Origin of the sequence: Cyclobacterium roseum, from assembly GCF_010119225.1 — a bacterium.
GTDB classification, from domain to species: Bacteria; Bacteroidota; Bacteroidia; order Cytophagales; family Cyclobacteriaceae; genus Cyclobacterium; species Cyclobacterium roseum.
In genome coordinates this window covers 62,268-77,766 of sequence record NZ_WNKF01000005.1, presented here as the reverse complement: position 1 = coordinate 77,766, position 15,499 = coordinate 62,268, and the positions used below count along the sequence as shown (strand labels likewise).

Sequence of the window (15,499 nt, the reverse complement as noted above, 5' to 3'; positions counted from 1 at the left end):
GCTGGTAAATAGCTAAAATCCCGGAGGGAGGGGATTTAAGTTCGATTAATTTTATAACTTGCAGCGATGGAAAATTTTGTTGTTTCTGCCCGAAAGTACAGACCCTCGGACTTCAAAAGTGTGGTGGGGCAAAGCCACATAACCACCACCCTGAAAAATGCGATTAAAAACGAACACCTGGCCCAGGCTTTTCTATTTTGTGGCCCCAGAGGGGTAGGGAAAACCACCTGTGCGCGAATTCTTGCCAAAACGATAAACTGTGAATCACGGCTCGAAAACGGAGAAGCCTGCAATACCTGCAGTTCCTGCGAAGCATTTAATTCCAATAGTTCCTTTAATGTGCACGAACTGGATGCTGCTTCCAATAATTCCGTGGATGATATGCGAAACCTGGTTGATCAGGTGCGGTACGTGCCGCAAAAGGGGGAATACAAAATCTACATCATAGATGAGGTGCACATGTTATCCACCCAGGCCTTCAATGCGTTTTTGAAAACGCTGGAAGAACCGCCCAAGCATGCCCTTTTTATCCTGGCTACTACCGAAAAGCATAAAATCATCCCAACGATATTATCCAGGTGTCAGATTTTTGATTTTAACCGGATTCAGATCCAGGATATCAGTCAACACCTGGAATACATTTCAAAGGAGGAGGGGATAGATTATGAGGAAGAAGCCTTGAGGCTAATCGCTACCAAAGCAGATGGGGCACTTCGGGATGCCCTTTCCATTTTTGATTTGATTGTTACTTTTTCTGCCGGAAAGAAAGTAACCTATCAGGAAACCATTAACAACCTCCATGTACTCGATTATGACTATTATTTTAAAGTAACAGAAGCCTTATTGGAGGAAAGTATATCCAGGTCCTTGTTAATATTTGATGAAATTCTAAAAAAGGGTTTTGACGGACATAACTTTCTGGTTGGCCTCAGCGAGCATTTCCGGGAGTTAATGGTTTGCAAGGATCCAGACACGGCCCAGTTGCTACAAGTTTCTGAATCGGCAAAAAACCGGTATGTAGAGCAATCCGCACAAACCTCTCTTTCGTTTTTGCTTTCATCCCTTTCCATTTGCAATCAGGCAGACATGGCGTACAAGAGCAGTAAAAACCAACGCCTGCATGTGGAACTGGTTTTGATGAAATTGGCAAAACTTCCCCATGCGATCAACCTGGCTGCCCTTGCCGAAGATCCCTCAAAAAAAAAAGCGTAGCATCTGAACCCTCCGGGCCCGAGACAGCGGTCTCCAATGCCCCTGTACCTCCTTTAGAACAGCAGCCTTCCTCGCTGAAAAAATCCCAGCCCATTCCCTCCAATTTGGGAGATGTGAAACGGCAAATGAAGGATCGACCGGCACAACAGGTCAAGCAGGAAGCACCAAAGGAGGCCATTGCAAGCCGTCCTAATGAAAGTCCCCAACGAATACTCCGCGAAGAGGAGGTGAAAAATGCGCTGGAGGAGGTGAAAGATGACTTTAAAGTCGGCCATAAAAACATGGAAATGGCACTGCTGCAACAGCCCTTTGAGGTGAAAAATCACCAGGTTGTTTTTTTTCTGCAGGGAGGATTGCAAGAAGACCTTTTTCCCAAGCTCAAACCTGAATTGACCGGAATTCTGCGGAGAAAATTGCATCAACCAGACCTGGAGGTGATTTTTGAGGTCAAAGCAGAGGCAGTGGATCCGGCAAAATCGTTGTATACCTCCAGTGAGAAGCTGAGCTACCTGTTGAAAAAATCTCCCGCATTGAAAGAGTTAAAAAACCGGTTTGGTCTGGAAACGGATTTTTAAAAATCAATGCCTATACCAAAATTGATTAGATTTTGAAACTGCACGGCCCTGGCAGAAGAGCCATCTTCCTGCTCTATAAACACGTTTTCGTCATAGATAAGGATAGATTCTATTCGGGTAGTGATGTATTTGTTTACTTTCAGGCTTATAACAGAATTAAAGTTTACTACCGTATTGCCTAACTTTTCATAATTGGAAAAGAGGTTTAAGTCGGTTTTCCAGCGGACATTTTCCATTAGTTGTATGTCGGCTGATGTGCCCAATGATACCCCTGCTTCCGGACGTACCTTCTCCCCGGGGACTACTCCGAATGCACCCGTTCTGCTAAGGGAGTCATCCAGAACGATGGTAAACCTTCCGGTAAAGGGAGAAAGTATTGCCGAGAATTTCCCGTTGTTTTCTAAGGTAGTCTGGTAATTTAATCCCGTTGAAGATTGCACGTAACCCGGGCTCAATAAGTCAGAAATGCGATTTCTACTGTCTCTTTCTGCTCCGGAAGGCCGAAAATACCGGTACCCTTCCAGTAATTGCGTTCTGGCATCTATTTGGGTGGACAGGTAAATCTTTTCACTTAGCTGCCGCCCATATTTACTGGAGAAATTGAAGTTATCGTTCGATTTACGGGTAGGAAAAGCCCGGCCTGATTGCCGGTTGATACCGTAGTTGATGGCCAATTGGGTGTCCCAGATAATATTGTCCTTTTTGTAATTCGCCGAAAGCTGTAATCCGGTATTTAACGCAAAAGAACTGGCTCCCCCCGCAGCCCAATTACTTAAACTTACCTGCTGCAGACTGAGATTGAAATTCCCTCCGGTTTTCCAATAAATGGGAGGGGCTTCCGTGGTAAATATGAGGGAATCTCCCAACATGACCAGGGTGTCGCCACCAATGATGACAGTGTCCGCTTTGGACAAATCCTGTCCGTATCCAAAGCGGAAAACCAACAACAAAAGTATCGTAAAACAAATCCGGTAAGACATGGTTTTTTTCAGGTGAATGGCAAATATACGGTCATTTCCGTTGATTTATTTTCTAATTTCCAGTTTTTGTCCCACAGAGAGGATATTGTCCGACTCAATTTGATTCCAGCCTTTCAACTCTTCCACGGTGACACCATATTTTCTGGATATAGCGTAAAGGGTGTCTCCGGGCTGAACCAAATATTCCAATACCTGTTCAGACGGTTCCTTGGTCCGCTCCGGGATGGCCGCTTTCGAAGGCGGGTTGGGTGCGGGTGTGGTATTGATTTCTTTTCTATCTGGCGGCGGCGGGGTCGTTGCCTGTCGTTTAGGGGGAGTTAATTTTACCCTGGCAATCGATTCATTTCTTTTGTAATACTTCCGCAGGCGCAGCACCATTCCGGGCAAAAGTTGCTCATCCCGGTAGACCCGGTTCTTTGCCATAAGGGAGTGAAGTCGGATTCCATAAAGCTGAGATATCCCCCAAAGCGTTTCGCCTACCTGCACAATATGTTTGTCCGGTTCTCCTTTGCTCTTTTTCCTTCGGGTATAGTAGTACCTGCCTTCCGTTACCGGATCCGATGGTTTTAAATCATTGGAACGTCTCAGTTTTCTTTCGCTTATTCCAGCCTGGGAGGCCAGCTGGCTTTGGCTGTTACTATTTGCTAAAATTCCCCTGATGCCATTTATTTTAATTTCTTTGGGCTGCCTGGCATTTGCTGTATTGCCAGTTACCCTGGGGAATCCCTGAGCATTTTTTCGCAACGGCATCAATCCATCAGTGGCAGCTACCGGTGGGTTGCTGGCCAGCACTGGTCTTTCCGGAACAATTCCATTCAGAATGTACGTAACCACATAGGTACGATCTCCGGGAATTTTTCCTCGAATGGCCCATTTGTTGTAATTCCTGAGATGATTTTCACTCAGCCCGAGACTTCTTGCGACCGCCTTTAAATCGGTAGGTCCTTTGACGGGGTATTCGTGCAGATAATCACCGTTGCTTACGGTCTTACCCAGCTGCCCTTCATAGGCTATTTTATGGGCCAGGAATTTTTTCAGGTACCAGTAGGTTTTTCGGTCCAGGTCCATTTCGCGCTGCCCTTTATAGCGCCCCTTGTAGTAATTATTGGCACCGCCCAGACCCATTTGGTAGGATACGAGTGTGATGGCCCAGTTGTCCAGGTATTTCTGGTGCTTTTTTAGATAAGTGGCAGCCCCTCTGGTGGAGGAAACAATGTTTTTTCGTTCGTCTATTTCCCGGTCTACACGAAGCGATACTTCTTCAGCCGTTCCTTGTTTGAATTGCCAGAAGCCAACTGCGTTGGAAGTAGAGACCGCATCGGAAATCAGGCTACTTTCCTGGATGACCAGGTATTTGAAGTCGGTAGGCACCCCTTCTTCGTGCAAAACCCGCTCGACTATGGGCAGGTAGAGATTAACCCGGTCCAGCTTCGTTTGAAAATGAGAAGGGCTTCGGTATTGTGCATTTACTTCTGCCTGAATCTCGTTCTGAACGGCACTATTTAGGCGTAACGTCATTCCTGCAAAGTAGATGGTTTTAGGTACCTGCGGCACCTGTCCCACTGCCATCGAGAGGCTTAAAACGGTAAAGAGGAAACCAAAGAAAAAGGTTATTTTCATGGTGTTACGGATGCTTTCTTGCCAGCATGATGCCATCCCGAATGGGTAGTACGACATTTTCTACACGCGAATCTTCCAGTACTTTTTGATTGAAAGCCATGATGGCAGCCGTGTCTTTATCAAGCTTTTTCCGGTTCCTGGCAAGGACTTTTCCCGACCAAAGAATATTGTCAGCTGCAATCAAGCCTCCAGGTTCCAGTCTGTCAACGACCAGATCGTAGTAATTGGTATAGTTTTGTTTGTCGGCATCGATAAATACGAAATCGAAAGTCTCTTCGGTTTTGGCTAGCAGTTCCAGGGCATTTCCCAATCGATAGTCAATTTTGTTTTCCAACCCCGACTTCGAGAAAAACTCACGTACCATGGGTTCGAGTTCCCGATTGATATCCAAGGTGATAATCGTCCCTTTTTCGGAGAGCCCACGGGCCATGCAGATGGTGGCATAGCCGGTGAATGTCCCGATTTCCAGAACCTTACTGGCCCCACTCATTTTGACGAGCATTTCCAGAAATTTGCCCTGCAGTGGCCCGGATAGCATGCGCGGTTTCAGTACCTTCAGGTGGGTCTGACGGGCAATATGAGCAAGTAATTCATCTTCCGGGCTGCTGTAAGCTTCGCAATATTCCCATAAATCGTCGCTTATCATATCGGTTTTGGTAAATAGGTTAGAAAACTGAATTGGTCCACATCATACACTTCGTTGGCCAAATCCTGCAATTCCTCCGCGGTACAGGATCTGATTTTCTTAAAAATTTCTTCCAGGGATTCAATTTTCCCCTTGTCTAGCAGGCTCTTGCCGTATACCAGCATCAGGCCGGAGTAATTCTCCTCGGCCATGGCCATTTGTCCAATAGTCTGTTCTTTTCCCATATGCAATTGCATGGTCCCAAGTTTTTTCTCCCGAATTTTTTGAATCTCCCGTAAGACAATCTTTCTGGCTTTTGCGGCTGCTTTTTCTTCGGTTCCATAGTAGATTCCTATAAACCCGGTATCGGTAAAAGCCTGGTAAACGGACTCAATGCTGTAGGCCAGGCCATGTTTTTCCCGCAGTGCCATGTTAAGCCGGGAATTCATACTGGGACCTCCCAAAATGTTGTTGAGCAAATACAGTTTAAACCGTCGTTCATCAAAAATAGACAAAGCAGGTTTCCCCAAAGCACAATGTGTCTGGGAAATCTCCTTGTATTGAATGCCTGTTGATGGTTCGTATCCGTTGACAGGCTGCCTTTTTGCAAAACTTTTCGTAGGCGGTATGCTGCTTAGCAGCGGTTCCAGCGTACGAATGGCTTTTTGGAAGCTAATGTTCCCCACTACAGAGCAGACGATCCGGGAACTGTCCAGGTGTTGGCCAACAAAATTAAGGAAGTCTTTCTGGCTGAATTGACCGACGGTGTTTTCGGTTCCCAGAATATTGTATCCCAGTGAGTGGTTCGGGAAAAGTAACTTATCAAATTCATCCTGTATGGCATCATCCGGAGCGTCCCTGTACATGGCCATTTCCTCCAAGATTACTTGCCTTTCTTTATCGATTTGTCTTGCTGGGAAGGTGCTGTTAAAAGTGATGTCACAAAGTAGTTCTGCCGCCTTTGTCCAGTGCTGCCGCAATACCGTTGCGTAAAAACAGATTTTTTCTTTAGTGGTATAGGCATTCAACTCGCCTCCTACCGAATCCAGCCGATTGATGATATGAAAAGCTTTCCTTTTTTTCGTGCCTTTGAAAGCCATGTGCTCCCAAAAATGGGCCAAGCCTTCCTGTTCTTTATTTTCATCCCTGCTGCCGATATCCAGAATAAACCCGCAATGCACCAATCGGGTGCTGTTTACTTCCTGGTGTACTATTCTGATTCCGTTTGCTAGTTCCTTAATCTGATATACCATGCTTCGCTTTCCAAGACACAAAAATAACAGCAAATATGGGGAAAGAAACCGGGAAAATAAAAAATTGAACCGAAGCGCAGCTGTTGCGATAGCATTTATTCACGGATCAATTTTAGCCGTTGGATGTTACCAGCATACTGGATCTCTACTATTAGCAAGCCTCTTGGGAAACGCTGTACCCATTGATCCAATATTAATGGAGCCCTGATCCATTCTGTTTCCACGACAAGAGAAGTGGCGGGCCCGATGATTTCTATCCGGATAGGAGTTTTGAGAGGCAAGTCCGTTCCCAAGTAATTCAGATACAGGGGCTTTCCACGAGTAGGGTTTGGGTATACGGCCCAGTCCGTTTTTCCTTTTGGTGCTTGAGGTAAAAATGCCGCTACCGTCTGGCTATATTCAAAGGATCCATCCATATTGTACTGGCAAATCCGGTAATAAGCCCGCTGAGAAGCATGGTCGGCTTTTAGCGGGTCTTCAAATTGGTAAGAAGTTAGTTTGCTGCTGTTCCCTTTACTGGTAACTTTTCCCAAGGTTTCGAAATTAGCTACATCCCCAATGGATCGCTGGATCTCGAAATGGCTGGATTCCCTTTCCATTAACGTCGACCATTGTAGGCTGACGGTGGAGGCATCGGGCAGGACCTGTGCTTCCACCTTTCCCCAGGTAATGGGCAAGGCTCCAAAATACAGTACCTCGAAATCCCAGGTGCTGGTACAACCGAATTCATCGGTTACGAGCAGGGAGTAATCACCTGCGATCAGGTTACTGATGTTTTGCTGGCTGCTGTTAAATCCATCCGGTCCGGTCCAGGCAAAGGTATAGGTTCCACTGCTTTGCATGGTCAGGTCTATGGCTCCATTTGGGTTTTCATCATCGGTGTGGTCGGTGATGGTGGCCGTTAGATCGGTAGTTACCGGAACGTCCACTGCCGAGCTATAGGTGTTTTGAGTCCCATTGGCATCGGTAACAGTCAGTTCGGCAGTGCCCGGGGAAGTGAACTGAACGACAGGATTGGCAGCGGTGGAAGTACTGCTGCTGGCATTGGTAAAGGTCCAGCTATATTGGTAGGCTTCTCGACCTCCATTAGTGGTACTGGTAAAGGTAACCTCAGAGCTGCCACTTACCGGACAGGCGGCACTGTATTCAAATTGCACCGCTAAAGGAGCATCCACCACGATATCCACGGTATTCTGGCACTGGGCAGTAGGATAATCGTTGCAGATGTAGGATTCGGAAAGGTCAGCGGAGGCACTGGTGGTCCATGCCAAAAGTGGGTTTCGAAGGGTAACTACTTCCCCACATGTCCAGGTCAGGGGGAATGCAGCAAGGGTTAGGGTGTCGGCAGTGGTTTTAGCGGAAGGGATCGTTCCAAAATAATAATTTAAAAAGAGGGTGGAATCCCCCACCAGCAGGTCGGCAAACAAGCGCCCATTATGTGCATCACTAGTAGAACTGGTGGTGTAGGTGAAGGATATGTAAGTAGTTTGTTCCGTTCCGGGAGTACAGGTGAGCAGGGAATTGGTGATCGGAGTTCCACTGGAATCACTCAGGTACACGGATTCGACAGTGTAATTGCTGGAGCTGCAACTTTTCTCGCAATCTCTCAGGTCCAGAAGCTCGCTTTGGTTTTGGGAGAATCCAAGGATGGAAAACCCCAAAATCATAACTACCAAAAGCATTATTTTCCTGACCAAAACCATTTTTAACGGTACAAAATTCTATATAATTTTAAAAATTACATATTGAATTCACTAATTAGTAAATATGCGGAATATAATTTCAATTTCCAAAATATTTTAGGATTTGACACCGTTTCGGCTGGAAGCTTTTCTTGGTAGATGTCAGTGGCTTTTTTGGAGAAATTTTCGCTTTTAATCGTAAGCAGAAATAAAAAAATGATTTTTTTTATTTTATTTTTCCGAAGTGAAATGCAGTTTACCTAAATCGATTTACATTATTTATTTTTTGTAATGAAAAAGAGGCTAAAGACTTGATTTTCATTGTTTTTATGGGTTTGGTAATTATGTTTTTATAAGCGACCTTAGCATTGAAATAGGCTTTTAGCAGTGAGAATAGCCTGTATTTAAGGTTTAATTTTTAATTCTTTTACTATGAAAAATCAAACAAAATTAATGTTGGCCAATCTGTTTGCGCTGGTTTCGGTTTCCCTAATCTTAGCGGTTGCCAGTATGTTCAACCTGGATTTATCTTGGGGTTCGGGAGCCTTGCTTCCGCAGCTTATGTTGGTGTTGGTTCCCCAGGCGGGGTTTGTTTACTTGCTTTGGAAAGCTTCCAAAGCTTCAGGTCAGGAAGCCCTGGCTTGACTTTTTGAACGGTTTTATATTTCGGTTGTTGCCGCTCACTTGCCCGCTAAGAAGGGGGACAGGTGGGCGGTATTTTTTTACAGAATGCCAGGAAAGTTGGTAAAAATCGGAGTGCTCCGAATTAATTTTTCTCAATTATTTCTTTTCTCCCTGGCCAGCTATCGGGGCAAACTTTCAGTTAATCGGTGTGAATTACCCCGTCTTTGTGAAAGGGTATTCACTAAGAAGATTCGTTAGAGGAGCGCAGCATTTAGCTGGTGTGGCAGGCAGGGCAACAGTAGAAGCAGCCATTGGAACGTTGGTACGTTTCTTTTGCCGTTTTCACTGCATCCTGGCACCTGGTGTATCTACCCAATTCTTTTCTGTTTTGCGATTCCGGAAGGTGATCACAGCTTTCCACATGTACCTCATGGTCCCCATTGGGTTGGGCGTTTGTATTTACATAATAGGTTTCAAACATGATGGGTTTATTTTGGTGAAATTTTATTCGTTGAATTCGGTTAGTATTGCTCAAAAATGATGCCTAATTAGGACTTTTGCATGATAAAAATACAATAAATAATAAATTTCCGTTACTAAATAATTTTTTACCAAAGTAATTTTCACTTTGTTTTTAGAACATTCCTGCTACCCTTTTCGGTGTAGTTGCGGCCGTTCTCCCTGGTTTTTTGGCTGGGGAAGTTATTCAAAGGGGACGCGTAACAGGACTCCAAATTCATTCGGGAAATGGATGCTTACCCGGGCATGGATCGCCCCCTGTTCGTCATAGAATACAGCTTTCTTTTCCAGGGGCACAATGGCTTCGTGCCATACATTTGGGTGAATATACAGGCCCTTTCCTCCAGTCACCTTAAAGGCTACAAAATCCTCCGGTCTGGCCTCGTCGCCCGGTAGTGCCAGGGCGGTTATAAACGGTTTACCATCAAGCGGGAAAAATAACTGCCCGCCGTCAGGGTGGTAGTTGGCATGCCACAGCAATACCTCTTTTGGCTTTTCGGTGGAGGTTGCATCCGCCATTTCCGGTAACTTACTCCAACCAAATAGGTACTCCGAACCTACGGCCTGGTTTTTCCCTCTGAAAAAATCGCCCTCCCAGTAAAATTCAAAGTCACCGGAGACGGTTCCGGCCTCGTCTCCGGTACCCTCGTCTATTTTCCTCCGGCCAGAAGCAGGCCAGCGGACAATTTCTATAGGGAAGTGCTGGTATTCTTCTTTGCTTACCAGCTGGCCAAAGCCTTCCAAGGAGGCTTCGGTAGCCTGAACCAAGGGTACCTTTATGGTTTTGATTCCGGCTGGGATCTGTGGATTTTTATAGTCAATTTTCATCATTTGAGGGGAATGGAGCGGTTGTAACTTGATTTGTCAGGACCTAAAAATAAAGAAATTGCATTCAATTACGGAAGGATGTTAAAGAAATAAACCCTATCTATTTCCGGTCAATCGAAGGATGATTTGATCTGATTTGCAGGCCTATTTTTTTCTTAGAAATACAAAAAACGCTTATTATTTTATCTTTAAAATGCCATCGCTCTGGCACTAGAAACACGAGTCAATTTTAACGATTTGATTATTTTGCCCTAACCCACCCGGATAAATAATTGCCTAATTTTCAGCGATTTAAATATTGTAATTTATTCTTAAAATCATGAAAATTGGATTTTCGAAGAGAAGCGGTCTTTCGTCTTCTTCTGTCTGTTTGATTTGCTATCTGTTATTACTTCTTATTTTACCTTTTTTTTTGGCAGCACATGAAAAGGGATATTGGGAATTATGGATCAATGGCCAGCGAACCCCTTTTTTGGATCAGTTTTTTAAAATCCTGACGAATTTGGGAGATGGTTTGGTAGCCTTGTTTCTTGTGATGGTGTTGCTTTTATCCCGGCTGTGAGTACCAACGCTACCGGTCCTTTGCTCAAGACGGCCAGACCCAGAGAAGCATAAGCCATTAGAATGAGGTGGATCGGCTTCTTTTCCCTGGCCAAATAGGTGTAAAAACTAAGTAAAGAGCAGGTTAAAAAAAATATCAAGAAAGCGTCTGGCACGGCCATGTGGAATTGAATTACCCAATGAGGGGTGCAACATAGAACAAATGCAGCCCAAAATGCTGAATTTTTGTTCAACGCAATGTTGGTAAAACCATAAACCAGCCAAATGCAGCAAAAACCAAGTAAAGCGGGAAAAAATCTGGAGGCGAAAGGACTGATGCCAAACCAATAGTAGGCCAGGGAAAAGGCATAATAATGTAATGGAGGTTTATCATACCTGGGTTCCGAATTGAAGGTGGGCAAAATCCATTCGTTAGATTGCCACATTTCAATGGCTGCCGTGGCATTTTTTGCCTCATCTAGTGCGTATATACTATATCCTCCGATATTGCTAAAGTGAATAACAAAAGAAGCGAGTATTAGCCAGTATACCCTTTTTTTCATAAGCAACAATAAATTGATTCTGAAGGTAGAGAATAAAAAAATCAACGTATTCGAAGGTATATTAAAAAATCATTAAGTATGAATGCGTGATTTTTCGTTTATCAGGTTGAATGCCATGTAGTGAACTACTTCAATTTGGCTATTGATTCCTTTTATCTGAGCCGGGCATTGAAAATTTCAAGCCGCCACCCCAATCAATTTTAAGTAAATTTGGTTATAGTAACAATTGGCACATTTTTTTCTGTATTTAACCTTGTCCATTAATTAATCAAAATAAAAGGATCATGATGAAAAGCGTAAATTATTTATTCGTTATAGGAATTGCCAGTTTTGCCTTTGCCTGTGGCTCAGGGAACAATAATTCCGGAGAAGAAACAACTATGGAAGACGAAATGGGTAGGGGGGATATGATGGCTACTGAGATGGAGACCAAATCCGCCGTCGCCATCCTGTCCGGGGCCAGTGGTAGCAATGTCACCGGTACCGCCACCTTTACGAGTCTGGAAAATGGCAAGGTTCGTCTCGTAATGGATGTGGAAAACCTGAGTCCAGGAGAACATGCCCTGCACCTTCATGAGAATGGCGATTGCAGTGCAGCGGATGCTACTTCTGCCGGAGGGCACTGGAATCCTACGGGAGATCCTCATGGCAAAAGAGGTGAAGAGGGATACCACAGTGGAGATATTGACAATATGGTAGTCGGAGACGATGGTGTCGGTACGCTTGAAATGGAAGTGGAAGGATGGACCATCGGTGATGGTTCCGGTTCGGACATCGTTAATAAGGCGGTTATTATCCATGCCGATGCCGATGACTTTACATCTCAACCTTCCGGAGCCGCAGGGGCCAGAGTTGCTTGTGGTGTGATTCAGGCTGGGAGTTAATCCCAAATGATATAAAAATCCTACTAAAAAAGAAGAGCGTTTGGTTTAACGATAAGGACCGTTATTTTAGAGCGTGTCTATCACCTCATAAATTGTCTTCGTCAAACCAAAAAAATAAATCCCGGTGGAACGTCCATCGGGATTTATTTTTTTTTAACTCAAACCGTTACCACCAACTACTTTTAACCGCACCTCATTTCTTTTCGATATTACTTTGCAAGGCATAGGGGGCCAGGTGTTCTCTGTTTTTGCTGTCCAGCGTTTTTTCAAAATAGGCCGTAGCCGAATGGTCGTCTATAAACATATGGTCTGCGCCAACGCATTCAATGAGGTTCCATTTGTTCAGCACGTCCCGAATGGGGCCTTTTGTTCCGGTGATGCACACATCTATTTTTTCGGCCCGCCAATCTTGGATCCATTCGTAAAGCGCATGTGCTCCGGTACTGTCCATGCTGGTGACACTTTCCATGTTGAATATGATCATTTTGGTTTGTTGATTTCTTTCGATTAGCCATTGGCCCATTTTGTCTCGAATGTATTCAACGTTAGCAAAATAAATGGGGCCATCGATTCGGACAATCAACAGGTTCTGGTTAATCTCCAGATCAGAAAACCTCCTGATATTCCGATAGATCTTGGTGCCGGGCACGCGGCCTAGTTGGGCCATATGAGGCCGGGAGGCTCGGTAAATGACTACCAAAAGGGAAAGCACCATGCCCGCAATAATGCCCGTCTCAATACCCATGGTGAGGGTAATCAGAAAGGTAGCGATTAGCATGGCAAAATCCGTTTTATCTTTTTTCCAGAGGTTGACAGGTTCTTTGAGGTCGATTAGACCTGCTACAGCTACCAGCACCACTGCCGCTAAAATGGCACTGGGTAGGTAATAAAATAAACCGGTAAAAAACAACAGCGTCAAGAGGATCAGCAAGGCACTGATCACGGAAGCCATGGTCGTTTTTGCGCCCGCCTGGTTGTTAACGGCCGTTCTGGAAAAACCACCGGTAACGGGGTATCCCTGGAAGAAGGAAGCACCAAAATTGGCCACTCCCAAGGCCATTAGCTCCTGATTGGCATCCAGCCGGTAATTTTTGTGTTTTGCTTGAATGGTTTTTGCCACGGCAAAACTTTCCGCAAAACCAACCAGGGAGATGGTGAGTGCTATGGGGAGCAGGGTAGACCAGCCATTGATATCAAAAGAGGGCATGGAAAAGCCAGGTAAACCACTGGGAACATCTCCCACGATTCTGATACCGCTTTGCGTTAATCCAAATCCCCAAACCAGCAAAATTCCTACTACCACTGCGATTAATGGAGCAGGAAGGGACGGATGAATTTTTTTACCAAACTTGATAATCACAATTCCCAGCATTCCAATACCAAAGGTAAGCCAATGGATGTCTCCTATATTTTGGTAAATGGCCAGTAGCATCTCCTGAATGTGTTCACTGTTGGGAAGGTTAATTTTAAAGAGGTGCTTTATTTGACTCAGTCCAATGATAATCGCTGCTGCTGAGGTAAAGCCGTTGATAACGGGGTGGGAAAGAAAATTGACAACAAACCCCAACCTAAGGGCTCCCATGGAAAACTGAATCAATCCCACCAAAAAAGCCAGGGTCAGCGCATACAATAAATATTCGGCGGGAGATGCAGGGCCCAGGCTGCTGATGCCCGCGGCAGTCAACAGGGAGACCATGGCTACAGGTCCTACTGCCAGTTGGCGGGAACTACCAAAAATTGCGTATAATAGCAGCGGAATGGTGACCGCATACAAACCGTGAATAGGTTCCAGCCCCGCCAACATGGCGTAAGCCATTCCCTGTGGGATTAGCATAATTCCAACTGTGATGCCGGCAGATAAATCCCCCTTAAAATACGTTTTATCGTAATGAGGAAGCCATTGCAAAAAGGGTAGATATTTTTTTATTTCCATTGGAGTCTTCTTTTGTATACTTCTATTACTGGAATTGCATTTTTTGTGCAATAGAATCTAAGAGCCACAAATTTGACTCAAATCCTTTTTAAAATAAGTGATCTTTATCACAAGCAGCAATGCCGTCAGCCAGGTACCAATATAATGTCCTTTTTCAGATAGCTGCTCAGGGTATCCGAAAACCGCTGGGCCTCCCATAGTTCGAGGGCAATATTTTCTTCTGCAAAAACCTGTATCTGGATTTTGGAGGCCTCCGGAAGGCAATAGACGGTTTGCACCCATTGGTTTTTGGTCTTATCCAGTCCTATCGCAATCCTTAATATTCCAGCCAGCAGCTTGACTTGTCTACGGTGTGAAGAGGTTAGTTTTTTAAACTTTTTGTGTTTCTTTTTAGGGCCTTTTTTTCGATGGTATCTTGCCAGGTGGCCCAAAAGCAACACTTCTTCGTTGGTAAACCCCCGGAGCTGGCTGTTGTTGATAAGGTATCGGGAATGTTTGTGGTAATCCTGGAATTTTACGTAAAGTCCCACATCAAAAATAAGAGAGGCATGGTAAAGAAGACTCCGTTCCATATCCCCAGCCTGATGCAGGTGCTTGAGCTGGTCAAAGAGCTGCAGGGCCAAACCTGAAATGTGTTTTTTGGCATCCAGCTCCGTTTCATAGCGGTTGGCTAGCCAGAAGCAGCTTTTTTCTTTCAGGTTTTTCCCCTGGTTTTCTTCGCCAATTTGCAGCTTGTGTTTTTCGATGTATTGCAGGATCATGCCTTCCCGAAGGGAGGCATCTGAAATGGTGATTTTATCGGTTTTTGCCAGTTCGAGCAATGCTACCAGCAAAATCGCTCCCAGGTGAATCGCATCTGACCGATTGGAACTGATGCCGGGAATGGCGGCACGGGCTTCTGGACTGGCGGTCGATAATTTGTCCCGGAGTTTGATCAGGTCATTTAGGTGGATTTCTTCTGCGTTGACACTTTCCGGCGAAGGGTTCTGGCTTTTTTCCAGGCAGGCTTCTGCCAGCGATCGGATGGTACCGGAGGTGCCCACGACTTTATCAAAACCGGTTTCCAATGCCTTTCCCATTATTTTTGAAGCTGCCTGTCGTATGTGGAGGTTTAATGCCTCTTGCTCTTTTTTAGACAAGGGATCCTGATGTCCCACCCTGTCTAGCAAACGGAGCACCCCTAGTTTCATGGAGTTTCCAAAATACACCTGATTTTCATCGCCCACGACAGCCTCCGTACTCCCTCCCCCGATATCCAGTACCAGTACTTTTTCTTTTTTGATGGAGATCGCTTTTTTTACGGCCTTAAAGATCAGGCGTGACTCCTCCTTTCCCGAAATCAATCTGGGAGAAATACCGGCCTCATGGATTAGTCTGTCTAGAAATTCCCTGCCGTTTTTGGCCTCACGGCTGGCACTGGTTGCGTTTACAATGATATCATCCACGCCGTATTGATCAGCCAGTTGCACGTACCTTTTGATGGTTTCCACGCCGGTATCCAGGGCTTCAGGGCTGAGTTCGTTATTTGCAAAAACGCCTGCTCCCAATTTGACCATGCTTTTTTCCTGCATTAAAATATCAAAACGACTTTCGGGTTGCAGCTTCACGATGATCATGTGAATGCTGTTGGTGCCAATATCTATTGCTGCCAGATTCATTTG

At 45.0% G+C, this 15,499-nt stretch carries 14 protein-coding genes; 4 read left to right on the top strand and 10 right to left on the bottom strand.

Features of this window, described 5'->3' with window-relative positions; genetic code table 11:
* The first annotated feature begins 66 nt into the window (after nucleotides 1-66).
* Both GJQ68_RS08990 and GJQ68_RS08985 read left to right on the top strand, forming a co-directional pair.
* A complete protein-coding gene (locus GJQ68_RS08990; protein ID WP_162416975.1) occupies nucleotides 67-1,212 on the top strand; it encodes a DNA polymerase III subunit gamma/tau in 1,146 nt (381 codons plus the stop codon).
* 125 nt (nucleotides 1,213-1,337) lie between these two features.
* Nucleotides 1,338-1,787, top strand: a complete 450-nt coding sequence (locus GJQ68_RS08985) for a DNA polymerase III subunit gamma/tau (RefSeq protein WP_162416974.1) — start codon at nucleotides 1,338-1,340, stop codon at nucleotides 1,785-1,787.
* On the opposite strand, the gene GJQ68_RS08980 is transcribed toward GJQ68_RS08985, so the two are convergent.
* The 5 genes from GJQ68_RS08980 to GJQ68_RS08960 all read right to left on the bottom strand — a co-directional run bounded on the left by GJQ68_RS08980 (nucleotide 1,784) and on the right by GJQ68_RS08960 (nucleotide 7,947).
* Nucleotides 1,784-2,767, bottom strand: coding sequence for a DUF3078 domain-containing protein (locus GJQ68_RS08980; protein ID WP_162416973.1), 984 nt, complete (start codon nucleotides 2,765-2,767; stop codon nucleotides 1,784-1,786). The genes GJQ68_RS08985 and GJQ68_RS08980 overlap by 4 nt on opposite strands.
* Nucleotides 2,768-2,812: 45 nt before the next feature.
* Entirely contained in the window at nucleotides 2,813-4,387 is a 1,575-nt protein-coding gene (locus GJQ68_RS08975; protein ID WP_162416972.1) for a LysM peptidoglycan-binding domain-containing protein, read from the bottom strand.
* A 4-nt stretch (nucleotides 4,388-4,391) separates the two neighbouring features.
* Nucleotides 4,392-5,033 carry an O-methyltransferase gene (locus GJQ68_RS08970; RefSeq protein WP_162416971.1) on the bottom strand — a complete coding sequence of 214 codons (642 nt, stop codon included), beginning with the start codon at nucleotides 5,031-5,033 and terminating at the stop codon, nucleotides 4,392-4,394.
* Nucleotides 5,030-6,265, bottom strand: a complete 1,236-nt coding sequence (locus GJQ68_RS08965) for a M16 family metallopeptidase (RefSeq protein ID WP_162416970.1) — start codon at nucleotides 6,263-6,265, stop codon at nucleotides 5,030-5,032. The genes GJQ68_RS08970 and GJQ68_RS08965 overlap by 4 nt, the downstream gene beginning before the upstream one ends.
* Nucleotides 6,266-6,360: 95 nt before the next feature.
* Nucleotides 6,361-7,947, bottom strand: coding sequence for a PKD domain-containing protein (locus GJQ68_RS08960; RefSeq protein WP_162416969.1), 1,587 nt, complete (start codon nucleotides 7,945-7,947; stop codon nucleotides 6,361-6,363).
* Nucleotides 7,948-8,379: 432 nt separating this feature from the next.
* On the opposite strand from GJQ68_RS08960, the gene GJQ68_RS08955 reads away from it, so the two are divergent.
* A complete protein-coding gene (locus GJQ68_RS08955; RefSeq protein WP_162416968.1) occupies nucleotides 8,380-8,592 on the top strand; it encodes a hypothetical protein in 213 nt (70 codons plus the stop codon).
* A gap of 250 nt (nucleotides 8,593-8,842) precedes the next feature.
* Here the strand turns inward: GJQ68_RS08955 and GJQ68_RS08950 are convergent, their stop codons facing one another.
* The 3 genes from GJQ68_RS08950 to GJQ68_RS08940 form a co-directional block, all read right to left on the bottom strand.
* Nucleotides 8,843-9,052, bottom strand: coding sequence for a hypothetical protein (locus GJQ68_RS08950; protein ID WP_162416967.1), 210 nt, complete (start codon nucleotides 9,050-9,052; stop codon nucleotides 8,843-8,845).
* Between the two features lie 221 nt (nucleotides 9,053-9,273).
* Nucleotides 9,274-9,921, bottom strand: a complete 648-nt coding sequence (locus tag GJQ68_RS08945) for an ureidoglycolate lyase (protein WP_202927904.1) — start codon at nucleotides 9,919-9,921, stop codon at nucleotides 9,274-9,276.
* A gap of 482 nt (nucleotides 9,922-10,403) precedes the next feature.
* Entirely contained in the window at nucleotides 10,404-11,021 is a 618-nt protein-coding gene (locus tag GJQ68_RS08940) for an ArnT family glycosyltransferase (protein ID WP_162416966.1), read from the bottom strand.
* Between the two features lie 284 nt (nucleotides 11,022-11,305).
* Here GJQ68_RS08940 and GJQ68_RS08935 point away from each other — a divergent pair, with 284 nt between their 5' ends.
* Nucleotides 11,306-11,905 carry a superoxide dismutase family protein gene (locus GJQ68_RS08935; protein ID WP_235941248.1) on the top strand — a complete coding sequence of 200 codons (600 nt, stop codon included), beginning with the start codon at nucleotides 11,306-11,308 and terminating at the stop codon, nucleotides 11,903-11,905.
* A gap of 193 nt (nucleotides 11,906-12,098) precedes the next feature.
* Here GJQ68_RS08935 and GJQ68_RS08930 read toward each other — a convergent pair whose 3' ends face one another.
* Together GJQ68_RS08930 and GJQ68_RS08925 are read right to left on the bottom strand one after the other, a co-directional pair.
* A complete protein-coding gene (locus GJQ68_RS08930; protein ID WP_162416965.1) occupies nucleotides 12,099-13,838 on the bottom strand; it encodes a SulP family inorganic anion transporter in 1,740 nt (579 codons plus the stop codon).
* Nucleotides 13,839-13,963: 125 nt separating this feature from the next.
* Complete coding sequence (locus GJQ68_RS08925; protein WP_162416964.1) at nucleotides 13,964-15,496, bottom strand: Ppx/GppA phosphatase family protein; 1,533 nt, start codon at nucleotides 15,494-15,496, stop codon at nucleotides 13,964-13,966.
* Between the last annotated feature and the right edge of the window lie 3 nt (nucleotides 15,497-15,499).

Excerpts from the sequence above, each read along its gene's own strand:
- GJQ68_RS08990 (WP_162416975.1), top strand. The coding sequence starts at position 67 with ATGGAAAATTTTGTTGTTTCTGCCCGAAAGTACAGACCCTCGGACTTC.
- GJQ68_RS08985 (WP_162416974.1), top strand. The coding sequence starts at position 1,338 with ATGAAGGATCGACCGGCACAACAGGTCAAGCAGGAAGCACCAAAGGAG.
- GJQ68_RS08980 (WP_162416973.1), bottom strand. The coding sequence starts at position 2,767 with ATGTCTTACCGGATTTGTTTTACGATACTTTTGTTGTTGGTTTTCCGC.
- GJQ68_RS08975 (WP_162416972.1), bottom strand. The coding sequence starts at position 4,387 with ATGAAAATAACCTTTTTCTTTGGTTTCCTCTTTACCGTTTTAAGCCTC.
- GJQ68_RS08970 (WP_162416971.1), bottom strand. The coding sequence starts at position 5,033 with ATGATAAGCGACGATTTATGGGAATATTGCGAAGCTTACAGCAGCCCG.
- GJQ68_RS08965 (WP_162416970.1), bottom strand. The coding sequence starts at position 6,265 with ATGGTATATCAGATTAAGGAACTAGCAAACGGAATCAGAATAGTACAC.
- GJQ68_RS08960 (WP_162416969.1), bottom strand. The coding sequence starts at position 7,947 with ATGCTTTTGGTAGTTATGATTTTGGGGTTTTCCATCCTTGGATTCTCC.
- GJQ68_RS08955 (WP_162416968.1), top strand. The coding sequence starts at position 8,380 with ATGAAAAATCAAACAAAATTAATGTTGGCCAATCTGTTTGCGCTGGTT.
- GJQ68_RS08950 (WP_162416967.1), bottom strand. The coding sequence starts at position 9,052 with ATGTTTGAAACCTATTATGTAAATACAAACGCCCAACCCAATGGGGAC.
- GJQ68_RS08945 (WP_202927904.1), bottom strand. The coding sequence starts at position 9,921 with ATGATGAAAATTGACTATAAAAATCCACAGATCCCAGCCGGAATCAAA.
- GJQ68_RS08940 (WP_162416966.1), bottom strand. The coding sequence starts at position 11,021 with ATGAAAAAAAGGGTATACTGGCTAATACTCGCTTCTTTTGTTATTCAC.
- GJQ68_RS08935 (WP_235941248.1), top strand. The coding sequence starts at position 11,306 with ATGATGAAAAGCGTAAATTATTTATTCGTTATAGGAATTGCCAGTTTT.
- GJQ68_RS08930 (WP_162416965.1), bottom strand. The coding sequence starts at position 13,838 with ATGGAAATAAAAAAATATCTACCCTTTTTGCAATGGCTTCCTCATTAC.
- GJQ68_RS08925 (WP_162416964.1), bottom strand. The coding sequence starts at position 15,496 with ATGAATCTGGCAGCAATAGATATTGGCACCAACAGCATTCACATGATC.